This window comes from Sphingopyxis sp. (genome assembly GCF_041916015.1).
Lineage (GTDB): Bacteria > Pseudomonadota > Alphaproteobacteria > Sphingomonadales > Sphingomonadaceae > Sphingopyxis.
Genome location: NZ_JAYSAH010000015.1, coordinates 1 through 11,575, shown reverse-complemented (window position 1 = coordinate 11,575; position 11,575 = coordinate 1). Strand labels below are relative to the sequence as shown.

General features: G+C 67.3%; 13 protein-coding genes. 10 read left to right on the top strand and 3 right to left on the bottom strand.

Features of this window, described 5'->3' with window-relative positions; translation table 11 throughout:
* The 5 genes from ACE3SL_RS02430 to ACE3SL_RS02410 form a co-directional block, all read left to right on the top strand.
* Positions 1–1,073, top strand: a 1,073-nt coding sequence (locus ACE3SL_RS02430) for a DUF58 domain-containing protein (RefSeq protein WP_374524172.1), incomplete at its 5' end; no start/stop codon positions are given.
* Positions 1,070–2,086 (top strand): stage II sporulation protein M, encoded by a 1,017-nt coding sequence (locus tag ACE3SL_RS02425; RefSeq protein ID WP_374524171.1) that lies wholly within the window; start codon positions 1,070–1,072, stop codon positions 2,084–2,086. The genes ACE3SL_RS02430 and ACE3SL_RS02425, both read left to right, overlap by 4 nt.
* A complete protein-coding gene (locus ACE3SL_RS02420) occupies positions 2,083–2,949 on the top strand; it encodes an RDD family protein (protein WP_374524170.1) in 867 nt (288 codons plus the stop codon). Before ACE3SL_RS02425 ends, ACE3SL_RS02420 begins: the two co-directional genes overlap by 4 nt.
* The gene (locus tag ACE3SL_RS02415; RefSeq protein WP_374524169.1) at positions 2,936–3,631 is read left to right on the top strand and encodes a nitroreductase; all 696 of its coding nucleotides are present in this window, start codon (positions 2,936–2,938) and stop codon (positions 3,629–3,631) included. The genes ACE3SL_RS02420 and ACE3SL_RS02415 overlap by 14 nt, the downstream gene beginning before the upstream one ends.
* Before the next feature lie 2 nt (positions 3,632–3,633).
* Positions 3,634–4,140, top strand: coding sequence for a hypothetical protein (locus ACE3SL_RS02410; RefSeq protein ID WP_374524168.1), 507 nt, complete (start codon positions 3,634–3,636; stop codon positions 4,138–4,140).
* Positions 4,141–4,551: 411 nt separating this feature from the next.
* On the opposite strand, the gene ACE3SL_RS02405 is transcribed toward ACE3SL_RS02410, so the two are convergent.
* Positions 4,552–4,986, bottom strand: coding sequence for a hypothetical protein (locus ACE3SL_RS02405; protein WP_374524167.1), 435 nt, complete (start codon positions 4,984–4,986; stop codon positions 4,552–4,554).
* Between the two features lie 107 nt (positions 4,987–5,093).
* Here ACE3SL_RS02405 and gyrB point away from each other — a divergent pair, with 107 nt between their 5' ends.
* Both gyrB and ACE3SL_RS02395 read left to right on the top strand, forming a co-directional pair.
* Complete coding sequence (gene gyrB / locus ACE3SL_RS02400; protein WP_374524166.1) at positions 5,094–7,637, top strand: DNA topoisomerase (ATP-hydrolyzing) subunit B; 2,544 nt, start codon at positions 5,094–5,096, stop codon at positions 7,635–7,637.
* 98 nt (positions 7,638–7,735) lie between these two features.
* Entirely contained in the window at positions 7,736–8,140 is a 405-nt protein-coding gene (locus ACE3SL_RS02395) for a septal ring lytic transglycosylase RlpA family protein (protein WP_374524165.1), read from the top strand.
* A 3-nt stretch (positions 8,141–8,143) separates the two neighbouring features.
* On the opposite strand, the gene ACE3SL_RS02390 is transcribed toward ACE3SL_RS02395, so the two are convergent.
* A complete protein-coding gene (locus ACE3SL_RS02390) occupies positions 8,144–9,082 on the bottom strand; it encodes a glutaminase (protein ID WP_374524164.1) in 939 nt (312 codons plus the stop codon).
* Positions 9,083–9,182: 100 nt separating this feature from the next.
* On the opposite strand from ACE3SL_RS02390, the gene ACE3SL_RS02385 reads away from it, so the two are divergent.
* Genes ACE3SL_RS02385 through ACE3SL_RS02375 form a run of 3 tightly spaced genes read left to right on the top strand, consistent with a single transcriptional unit; the run spans position 9,183 to position 10,440 of the window.
* Entirely contained in the window at positions 9,183–9,653 is a 471-nt protein-coding gene (locus ACE3SL_RS02385; RefSeq protein ID WP_374524163.1) for a VOC family protein, read from the top strand.
* The gene (locus tag ACE3SL_RS02380) at positions 9,650–9,976 is read left to right on the top strand and encodes an ArsR/SmtB family transcription factor (RefSeq protein WP_374524162.1); all 327 of its coding nucleotides are present in this window, start codon (positions 9,650–9,652) and stop codon (positions 9,974–9,976) included. The genes ACE3SL_RS02385 and ACE3SL_RS02380 overlap by 4 nt, the downstream gene beginning before the upstream one ends.
* Positions 9,973–10,440, top strand: a complete 468-nt coding sequence (locus ACE3SL_RS02375; RefSeq protein WP_374524161.1) for an SRPBCC domain-containing protein — start codon at positions 9,973–9,975, stop codon at positions 10,438–10,440. Before ACE3SL_RS02380 ends, ACE3SL_RS02375 begins: the two co-directional genes overlap by 4 nt.
* Positions 10,441–10,629: 189 nt before the next feature.
* Here the strand turns inward: ACE3SL_RS02375 and ACE3SL_RS02370 are convergent, their stop codons facing one another.
* Complete coding sequence (locus ACE3SL_RS02370) at positions 10,630–11,427, bottom strand: DUF2785 domain-containing protein (protein ID WP_374524160.1); 798 nt, start codon at positions 11,425–11,427, stop codon at positions 10,630–10,632.
* Between the last annotated feature and the right edge of the window lie 148 nt (positions 11,428–11,575).

Sequence of the window (11,575 nt, the reverse complement as noted above, 5' to 3'; positions counted from 1 at the left end):
GCGCGGTGCCGCGCCGGGCCGAGTTCGCGCTCGCACTCGACGAGCGGCTCGCCCCCGGCGGGCGGCTCGCCGGCGGGATGCTCCGCGCGAGTGACGCCGAAGCGCTCGTCCGCACGGTGACGCTCGCAGCCTCGCGGCGCGGACAGGCATTGATCGAGGCGCTGTGGATTCGCTGGGCCGGCCCGTTCGGCCTCGTCTGGAAGCAGCGCCGCTTCGCGATCGACCGCAGCGTCGCGATCGTCCCCAGCCTGCGCGCCGTCACCGAGGAGGGGCGCCGGCTGTTCCAGCGCGACAGCTGGTTCGGCCTCCGCCAGCAGCAGCATCGCGGCGAGGGCAGCGAGTTCGAGGCGCTCGCCGAATATCAGCCGGGGATGGACCGGCGCGCGATCGACTGGAACGCCTCGGCGCGCCACGTCAAGCTGCTCGCCAAGGAATATCGGGTCGAGCGCGACAATCGCGTCATCCTCGCGATCGACGCCGGGCGCACGATGGCCGAGCCGGCCGGCGGCGTCCCGCGCGTCGACCGCGCGGTGTCGGCGGCGCTGCTCCTCGCCTATGCCGGGCTGAAGCTCGGCGACCGCATCAGCCTTTTTTCCTTCGCCGCGAAGCCGCAGGCGCTGACCCCCGCCTATATGCATGTGCAGGACTTCCCCGCGCTCCAGCGCGCCGCGAGCCTGATCGACTATGCGCCGGTCGAGAGCAATTTCACCCTCGCGCTGACGACGCTGTCGGCCTCGCTCAGCCGCCGGTCGCTGATCATCCTGTTCACCGAATTCAGCGACGCGACGAGCGCCGACCTGATGATCCGCGCCGCCGGCCGGCTCGTGAAGACGCACCGCCTGCTGTTCGTCGTCATCCGCGACGACGAGGTCGAGGCGGTCGAGCGGCAGCGCCCCGAAAGCGCCGCCGACGTCACCCGCGCGAACGTCGCCGCGGCGATGCTGCGCGACCGCCAGCTCGTCATCGCGCGGCTCCAGCGCCTCGGCGCCGACGTCATCGAGGTGCCCGCCGATGCAATGGGGGCATCGGTGGTCGAGGCCTATCTCGGCATCAAGCGGGCCGGCAGCCTGTGAGCGCCGCCGAGCTCCCCTCCTTTTCGTCCGGCCGCTTCCGCGCCGAGCGCGAGGCCGACTGGATCGCCTTCGACCTGCTGCTGACCAGGCTCGAAAGGAAGGGCGCGGCGGCGCTGACCAGCGACGAGCTGCTCCAGCTTCCGATCCTCTACCGCGCGACGCTCTCGTCGCTGTCGATCGCGCGCGCGACCAGCCTCGACAAGGCGCTGCTCGACCATCTCGAAGCCCTGTCGATCCGCGGCTATTTCCTCGTCTATGGCGTGCGCGAGACGCGCGCGAGCCGCATCCGCCGCTTCTTCCGCTACGACTGGCCCGCCGCGGTCCGCGCGGTGTGGAAGGAAACGCTGATCATCGCGCTCGTCATCGTCCTCGGCGCGCTGACCAGCTACGCGCTCGTCGCGAGCAACCCCGAATGGTATTATAATTTCGTCCCCGAAGAGATGTCGGGCGGCCGCGACCCCCATGCGACGGTCGAGTTCCTGCGCTCGACGCTGGGCCACGGAAAGGGAGGCGGAGATCAGGAAAGCGGGCTCCATGTCTTCGCGACCTATCTCTTCACCCACAACAGCCAGGTGTCGATCATGTCCTTCGCGCTCGGTTTCGCCTTCGGGGTGCCGACGATGATGCTCGAATATTATCAGGGCATCGGGCTCGGCGCGATGCTCGCGCTCTTTTCGGGCAAGGGGCTCGGGGTCGATTTCGGCGGCTGGCTGTTCATCCACGGAACGACCGAGCTGTTCGCCGCCGCGCTGTCGGGCGCCGCGGGCCTGCGCATCGGCACCGCGGTGGTCTTCCCCGGCGCGCGCGGCCGGCTCGAAGCGGCGGCGGAGGCCGGGAAAACCGCGGGCAAGGTGATGGTCGGGGTCATCCTGATGCTGCTCGTCGCCGGGCTGCTCGAAGGCTTCGGGCGCCAGCTCATCACCGACACATGGGTGCGTTACGGCATCGGGACGGTGATGCTGCTCTTCTGGCTCGCCTATTACTACATCCCGCGCCGCGAGGACGTCGCGTGACCGCCGCCGCCAATTCCAGGCTGCGGCCGGCGCAGACGAAGAAAATCCGCGAGTTCGTGACCCCCGAGGGCGTCGACCTGCAGCTTCGCATCGCGAGTTCGGGGCTGCGCCTCGGCGCGCTGATCGTCGATCTCGTCCTCATCAATATGGTTCTGATCGTCTTCACCCTCCTCATGCTGTGGATCGGGGTCGCGGTGAAGAACGACGCCGCGGTCGTCGTCTGGATGCTCGGCGCCTTCATCCTCCGCACCTTCTGGTTCATCGGCTTCGAGCTCGGGTCGCGCGCCGCGACGCCGGGCAAAAGGCTGATGGGCATCCGCGTCGTCGCACGCGACGGCGGACGGCTGACCGCCGACGCGGTCGTCGCGCGCAACCTGATCCGCGAGCTCGAACTCTTCCTGCCGCTGATGATGCTCGGGGTCGGCGCCTCCGAGGACATGGTGTCGGGCTGGACGATCCTTGCCGGGGTCAGCTGGTCGCTGACGCTCAGCCTGTTCCTGCTCTTCAACCGCGACCGGATGCGGATGGGCGACCTGATCGCGGGGACGTGGGTGGTGATGGCACAGCGCGTCAAGCTCGACAGCGATATCGCCGCGAGCGCGGAGGCCGGGGCGATGCGGTTCAGCGACGCCGAGCTGTCGGTCTATGGCATCTATGAATTGCAGGAGCTCGAACGCGTCATCCGCACCCGCGATCCGCGTGCGATGCGCGAGGTCGCCGACACGATTCGCGGCAAGATCGGCCGCCCGGTCGCCGAAGAGGATGACGTCTTCCTGCTGAGCTATTACCGGCAGCTGAAAGCCCGGCTCGAACGCGGCCTGCTGTTCGGAAAAAGACGAGAGGATAAATATGCCAGCGAGTGACGCTCTTCCCGGTTCGGTCGTCGATGCCCTCCACCGCCGCCGCTCGGTCCGCGCCTTCACCGATGCGCCGGTCGATCCGGAGGCCCTGAAGGCGGTGTTCGCCGCGGCGCAGCGCGCGCCCTCGGGCGGCAATCTCCAGCCCTGGCAGGCCACGCTGGTCACCGGCGAGCCGTGGGATCGGGTCAAGACCGCCGTCGCGGCCCGCATCGCGATGGGCCGCGAAGGCTATCAGCCCGAATATGACATTTATCCCAAGGGCCTCACCGATCCGTGGGAAAGCCGCCGCTTCGGCGTCGGCGAGGCACTTTACGCCTCGCTCGGCATCCCGCGCGAGGACAAGCGCAGCCGGCTCGCTCAATTCATGGAAAATTACCGGGGTTTCGGCGCACCGGTGATGCTTTTCCTCCACTGCTCGCGCATCATGGGACCGCCGCAATGGGCGGACATGGGCATGTGGCTGCAATCGGTGATGCTGCTGCTCGTCGAGCAGGGTCTCGCCAGCTGCCCGCAGGAATGCTGGGCGATGTACGGCGCCACGGTGCGCGAGGCACTGGAGCTCGGCGAGGACCAGATTTTGTTCACCGGCCTCGCGATCGGCCATGCCGATGCGGGACAGGCGGTGAACCAGTGGCCGGTGCCGCGGGTGGAATTGGACGAGGTGATCGATTGGCAAGGATTTTGAGCGTGGGAATTTCCGGTCGCAAAAAGGCGGGATATGCGGTTGGCGCTGCAATGGCGCTGGCGATGGCGGGCTGCGCCGCCGTGCCGACACCGGCACCGCCGGCACCCCGCCCCGCGCCGACGCCCGCACCGGCACCAGCCCCTTTGCCGGCGCCGGGCAAGAGTTGGGAGGACCGCGCGGTCAATCCGGGCGCGTGGCGCTATGACGCGGGCAGCCGCACCGCGAGCTTCGTCCCGTCGGGCAGCGCAAACCCGCTGCTGACGATGAGCTGCACAGGCGGCGGCATCCGCCTGACCTCACCGCTCGACGGCCCTGTCGCGCTCCGCACCAGCGCGGGAACCGACCAGATCCGCTTCGACGGCGGCAGCGCGACGATGCCCAGCCGCGACATCCGGCTCGACCGCATCGCCTTCAGCCGCGGCCGCTTCGCGCTCGAATCGGCGAGCGGCGCGCTGACCCTGCCGGTGCAGTCGGAGATCGGGCGGGCGATCGAGGATTGCCGGGGGTAGCGGCGGCTTCGGGGTGGTGAGCGGACGCTGCCCTTTCTTTACTTCGTCATCCCCGCGAAAGCGGGGACCCAGAGCGTCCGTCCGCTTACCCATCCCTGGGTTCCCGCTTTCGCGGGAATGACGAAGGGAGAGAGTGCGGCAACTCCCGGTCGCGAGCGGCCATGGCGGACAGGCACCCCGGGGCGGCGCCATGCCCGCGTCCGAAATTCAATGCTTTCCTACATTATCGGGCTGTGTCAGCCTCGTCGCCGGCTCTTTGGATCGTCGATCATCCCGCGCAGACGCCCTCCGGCGCTCCGCCTTAAAGCGACAAAGGAGACATTTTCGACGCGTGCGTCCGTATCCTTTGTCTCCTTAAGCCTGCCCTGGGCCTGTCGAAGGGGACTCAAAGGACACACGGGGTTTTGGGCCTTAAGCCCCCAGTTGCACCGTCCCGCCCTTGATCCAGCCCCAGCGGCACGGGCCCTGATATTCGCGCGCATTCGCCACCGGCTTGCCGACCCCGCACAGGTCGGGGTCGAAGTCCGCGGGGGCGAAGACCACCCCGAACCACGCATCGTCGTCGGTCGCCTCGCACACCGATACCTTCGTGCCGCCCGCGAGCTTTGCCTTGATCGCGCGCGTCTCGCCCGGCGCCCAATAGGCGTCGGTGCCGGCCGCCTTGACGCGGCTGGTGCTCGCGCAGGCGGGCAGGCTCGCGCCCTCGGTGCCGATCATCACCGCGCGCGTCGCGAGCGGCTCGCCGGCGACCGCGGGAGCATTGTCGGCGGGCGGCGCGGGCTGGCTGCATGCGCCGAGCGAGATGGCGAACAGGGCGGCGAGAGTGGAGGCGGAACCATGTTTCATGGGGACGAATCTAGCCGCCGCGGCGACACTGCGCAACGGCCCATCCGAAAAGGCGGAGAGGCGCATTTTCGCTTGGGTTTTATGCCCCTCGACCCTATATAATCGATATGACAGAACAGAGCGAGAATGGCGCGAGCGAAAGCGCCTCCAAACAGCCCAACAGCAACGCCTATGGCGCCGATTCGATCAAGGTGCTGAAGGGCCTCGACGCGGTCCGCAAGCGCCCCGGCATGTATATCGGCGACACCGACGACGGCTCGGGCCTGCACCATATGGTGTTCGAGGTCAGCGACAATGCGATCGACGAAGCGCTCGCGGGCCACTGCGATCTCGTCCTGATCACGCTCAACAGCGACGGGTCGGTCAGCGTCGAGGACAATGGCCGCGGCATCCCGACCGGCATCCATGCCGAGGAAGGCATTTCGGCGGCCGAGGTCATCATGACCCAGCTCCACGCCGGCGGGAAGTTCGAGAATACCAGCGACGACAATGCGTACAAGGTGTCGGGCGGTCTCCACGGCGTCGGCGTCAGCGTCGTCAATGCGCTGTCCGAATGGCTCGAACTCACCATCTGGCGCGACGGCGAGGAGCATTGGATGCGCTTCGAGCATGGCGATTCGGTTGCGCCGCTCGTCGTCCGCGGCCCGGCGCCGGCGGGCAAGAAAGGCACGCGCGTGACCTTCCTCGCCTCGACCGACACGTTCAAGAACGTCACCGAATTCGACTTCGAGAAGCTCGAGCATCGCTATCGCGAGCTCGCCTTCCTGAACTCGGGCGTCCGGATCAAGATCGTCGATGCGCGCCATGCCGAGCATGAGGCGCACGACCTCTTCTACGAAGGCGGCATCGCGGCTTTCGTCAAATGGCTCGACCGCAACAAGAATGCGCTGCTCCCCGATCCGATCGCGATCAGCGCCGAGCGCGACGGCATCGGCATCGACGTCGCGCTCGAATGGAACGACAGCTATTACGAAAACGTCCTCTGCTTCACGAACAACATCCCGCAGCGCGACGGCGGCACGCACCTTGCTGCGTTCCGCGCCGCGCTGACGCGCACGCTCAACAGCTATGGCGAGAAGTCGGGCATCCTGAAGAAGGAAAAGGTTTCGCTGACCGGCGAGGACATGCGCGAAGGGCTGACCGCGATCGTCTCGGTCAAGCTCCCCGACCCCAAATTCTCGTCGCAGACCAAGGACAAGCTGGTCTCATCCGAAGTCCGCCAGCCGCTCGAAAGCCTGATGGCCGACCGGATGACCGAATGGCTCGAAGAGAACCCCGCCCATGCCAAGGCGGTCGTTCAGAAGATCATCGACGCCGCCGCCGCACGCGAGGCGGCGCGCAAGGCGCGCGAACTGACGCGGCGCAAGGGCGCGATGGACATCGCCTCGCTCCCCGGCAAGCTCGCCGACTGCCAGGAACGCGACCCCAGCAAGTGCGAACTCTTCCTCGTCGAGGGTGACTCGGCAGGCGGCAGCGCCAAGCAGGGCCGCGACCGGCATGTGCAGGCGATCCTGCCGCTCAAGGGCAAGATTTTGAACGTCGAGCGCGCGCGCTTCGACCGCATCATCTCGTCGAAGGAAGTCGGGACTTTGATCCAGGCGCTCGGCACGGGCATCCGCGACGAGTTCAACCTCGAAAAGCTGCGCTATCACAAGATCGTGATCATGACCGACGCCGACGTCGACGGCGCGCATATCCGCACGCTCTTGCTCACCTTCTTCTACCGCCAGATGCCCGAGATCATCGAGAACGGCCATCTCTATATCGCCCAGCCGCCGCTCTACAAGGTCGCGAAGGGGCGGAGCGAGGTCTATCTGAAGGACGACACCGCGCTCGAAAATTACCTCGTCGAGGGCGGCATCGACGCGCTGCTGCTCGAAACCCCCGGCGGCGCGCGCTCGGGCAATGATCTGCGCGAACTGATCGAGCATGGCCGCCGGCTGCGCGCACTGATGCGCTACGTCCCGCGCAGCCTCGATCACGGGCTCGTCGAGGCGCTCGCCTTTGCCGGCGCGCTCGATCCCGATCTCGACACCGCGGGCCGTCACAGCGCCGCCGCGAACACCGCCGCGTGGCTCAACGCCGCCGAGCGCGCACTGACGGGCGGCGCCGAAGCCGCCTGGACCGTCGAGGCGGTCGAGGGCGGCGGCTACACGCTCGAACGCCGCTGGCGCGGGGTCAGCGACCATCATGCGGTCGACGCCGCCTTCCTGCAGAGCCAGGAAGCGCGCCGCCTCCACAAGCTCGCGAGCGAACAGGCCGAAACCTACGGCCGCCCCGGCCGCCTCGTGAAGGCGAGCGGCGCAGCGGCGGTCGAGGCCGAGACCGCCGAAGGCGAAGAAGGGGAAGTTCCGGCTGCCGCCGGTGCCAAGTCGAATCCGGTGACGCGCCCGTCCGAGCTGCTCGATGCGATCTTCGCGCACAGCCGCAAGGGGCTGTCGATCAGCCGCTACAAGGGCCTCGGCGAAATGAACGCCGAGCAATTGTGGGAAACCACGCTCGACCCGTCGAACCGCTCGCTTCTGCGCGTGAAGGCCGAGCAGGCCGACGTCGCCGACGGCATCTTCGAACAGCTGATGGGCGACGAGGTCGAGCCGCGGCGCGACTTCATCCAGACCAATGCGCTGAGCGTCGCCAATCTCGACGTTTGATACCGTCCTGACGTAAATTAGGTTCGATCCAACGCGCGGCGGCTTGTCACGACAAGCCGCCGCTGCTTTTGGCCCTCCACCGAAAAGGGGAGGATGTCATGCGGGCGCTTTCTGCCATCTTGATACCGATGCTGCTGACGGTCTCGGCCGCAGCTCAGGACATGCAAGCCTCTGACGAAGCGGCCGTCGAGGCCCCGGATGTTACCGAAATCGACGGCGGCATGGCCAGCTATTACGGCGACGAACTCGCCGGCAACCGCACCGCGAGCGGCGAACGCTTCGACCCCGACCAGCTGACCGGCGCGCACCGCTCGCTCCCCTTCGGCAGCAAGGTTCGCGTTACCAATGTCGCGAACGGCGACAGCGTCGTCGTCCGCATCAACGACCGCGGCCCCTTCTCACGCGGCCGGGTGATCGACATCAGCCACGCCGCCGCGCGCCAGATCGGCATGCACCGCAGCGGCACCGCCCGGGTGAAGCTGGCACTTCTCAACGACGACTGAAGCTCAGCCGACGCTGGAGTCGAACACCGACCAGCCCGCCGCATAAGCGAAATGCTCGAGTGCGATCGCGCCGACGAGCGAGGTTCCCGCTTCATTGAGACCCGGTGACCAGACCGCGATCGACCCCAGTCCCGGCGCGATGCAGAGGATGCCGCCGCCGACCCCGCTCTTTCCGGGCAGGCCGACGCGAAAGGCGAATTCGCCCGAATTGTCGTAATGGCCGCAGAGCATCATGATCGCGTTGATCCGCCGCGCCCGGTGCGGTTCGATCAGCTGCGCGCCGGTGAGCGGATCGCGGCCTTCCATCGCAAGGAACAGCCCGGCCTTCGCGAGCTGGCGGCAGCTCATCGCGATCGCGCACTGGCGGAAATAGACGCCGAGCGCCGTTTCCACCGGGTGATGCAGATTGTCGAACGCCTGCATGAAATAGCCGAGGCTGCGGTTGCGCGCGCCGGTCTGCGATTCGGACGAGGCGACCTCCTCGTCGATCGTAACGCGATCGTCGCCGGCACGGGCGCGCAGAAAGTCCACGATCTCGGCGATCGCCGCCACGCCGTCGCGCCCATCGATCAGCCGGTCGGTCGTCGCGATCGCGCCTGCGTTGATCAGCGGATTGCGCGGCTTGCCGCCTTCGCTTTCGAGCTGGACGATCGAGTTGAAGGCGCTGCCCGACGGCTCGCGCCCGACGCTGTCCCAGAGCGCGCTGCCGACGCGCTTCAGCGCGAGCGCCAGCGTGAAGACCTTCGACACCGACTGGATCGAAAAGGGTATGTCGGCATCGCCTGCGGTGTGGACCGTGCCGTCGGGAAGCGCGAGCGCGAAGCCGAAGCGGTCCGGGTCGACCTTCGCCAGCGCCGGGATATAGTCGGCGACCTTACCCTGGCCGCGGTGCGGCAGCGCGACTTCATAGGCTTCGGCGACGCAGCGGGCGAGATCGGTCATCCGCTTTTCTTATCAACTTCACCCGCGATTGCATGTATTTTCATTTATATGAAAATATTCTATGTAGGTGAAATCAATCTATCGACTCGGGAGACGAGACATGGCCGAACATCGCGCAAAGGGGCTTTCGAGCGCCGTCTGCTACAAGGACAGCAAGGCGGCGTTCCGCTGGCTGGAGGAGGCGTTCGGGTTCGAGCCGGTCTTCGTCCTGCTCGACGAGCAGGGCAACCTCGCGCACAGCGAGATGGAATATGGCACCTCGACGATCATGATCGGCAACGAATGGTCCGACGATCATCGCAGCCCCGCGAACCTCGGCGGCAAGAATACGCAGACCGTGCATGTCCAGCTCGGCCGGGGCGAGGATATCGACGCGCATTGCGAAAAGGCGCGCGCGGCGGGCGCCGACATCATCGCGCCGCCCGAAACGCAATTCTACGGCGACCGCACCTACCGCGCCAAGGACCCCGAAGGGCATATCTGGACCTTCGGCGTCACCGTCGAGGAAAAGACCGCCGAGCAGTGGGACGCCGAGGGCGGCTTCACCACCAAGACGCGGCTCGACGATTGAGCGGCGCGGTCGATCGCATCCTCGGGGCCCTCGCCGACCCGGCGCGGCGGCGCGCGGTCGATCTGCTGCGCGAGCGGCCGCATAGCGCCGGAGAGCTTGCGGCCGCGCTGGGCCTCTCCGCCCCGGCGATGAGCCGGCACCTGCGCGCGCTCAAGGAGGGCGGGCTGGTCGAGGACGGCCATCCTTATTTCGATGCCCGCGTCCGCATTTACAGCCTGAAACAGGGCGCGACCGACGACCTCAAGCGCTGGCTCGCCGAGACCGAGGCGCTGTGGTCGCACCAGCTCGCGGCGTTCAAATCCCATGTCGAGGGCGGCGAATGAGCGCCGCGGTAATCGTCGCGCTGCGCGTCGCGGCGACGCCCGCGGCGGCCTTCGCGGCCTTTACCGCCGGCATCGGGCGCTGGTGGAGAAGCCATCCGCTCTTCCCGCTGACGCCAAAGGGCGACGGCGTGCTGCGCTTCGACCCGGCGGGACCGGGCGGCCGGCTGGTGACGCGCTTCGACGATGGCACGGAGTGGGAGATCGGCCCGGTCCGCATCTGGCTGCCCGGCGAGCGGCTGACCTTCGGCTGGCGTCTGCCGAGCTTCGCGCCCGATCAGGCGACCGAAGTCGAGGTGCGTTTCGAGGCGGTGGGCGTGGAAACCCGCGTGACGGTCGAGCATCGCGGCTGGGACGCGATCCCGCAGGATCATGCGGCGCGGCACGGGTTCGAGCTGATGCTGTTCCAGCGGCGGCTCAGCGAGCACTGGCGGGGGTTGCTCGCAGGAATGAACCGGATGCTCTGAGGCGAGGGCGGCTCTGAGCTGGATTCCAGACCGTCCCCTATTTCCGTTCGTGTCGAGCGAAGTCGAGACACGCGAAGGCTGGCGCTTCCCAGGCGGGTCCCGAATTCGCTCGACACGAACGGGAGTATAGCTTTGGCTTTCGGAACCCGCCGTTTCTCTGTCCTGACGCCTCGCAGGCCATCGGTTCGGCTATGGCAGCGCCTTCAGCAAGTCGGCCGCGAGTGGCGCGAGGCGCTTGATTTGCGGGTCCGGCGCCTCGGTGGCGGCGACATGGATTGCGTTCGCGAAGGCGGTCGTGTTGTGGATGGCCGCAAGGCCCGCGTCGCTCGCATAGGCGTCCCGCCACCGTGCCCCATGGTCGGGATGGAGCGCTCCGAACCACGCCGCCCAGGCGGCATCGTCGATATCGGCGCGCGTCGCCAGAGACAGCACCGGCCGGGCAAGTCGCGCCGGCTCGCCATAATGGTAAAAAGGCGATGCGTCAGATGCGTCAGGCGCAACCTGCGCCGCAATTGCGGCGAGCAGCCGCTCCGCATCGGCGCGCGCGAGGCGCGGATTGAGCGCGAGCTGGAGCGCAAGGTCCGATCCGTGCGCGACGCCGTGCCGCCATCCCTCGTCCGGCGTGAAGCCGCGATAGTCGGTCACGTCGCGCAGATAGGCGGCGCCCGTCTCGGCAAGCTTGTGCCGCTCGGTATCGGACATCCAGCTGGTCACGCGGTCGGTGCGCGCGACTTCGGATAAGGCTAGTGCCGCAAAAGGCTTGTAAAATCCCGCCTCGTCGTCGGGGGCGGCCAGCACTGCGGACAGCCGCGCGGCCGCATGGCGGAGGAGCGCGGGCGAGAGGTGATTGCCGCGCAACCCGTCGGACCATAGCGTAAAGGCTGCCTTGTCGCGGATGGTGGGGTCGGGATTTGCAAAGCAGGAGATCAGGCTGTCGATCACGACCTCGTCGGCGGTTGCGAAGATCGACGCCGCCAGCGTCTTCATTTTGACCGTATTCTGTTGAAGAAGTCACCCGGACGCTGTGCTGAGGGTGGAAGCCGACGGGAGGCGAACGGCCTCTCCACCTTGATCAGGCGGTGGCGAGGTTCTGGATCGGGAAGATCTTTGCCATTTTCCGGAGGTTTTGGGCTGC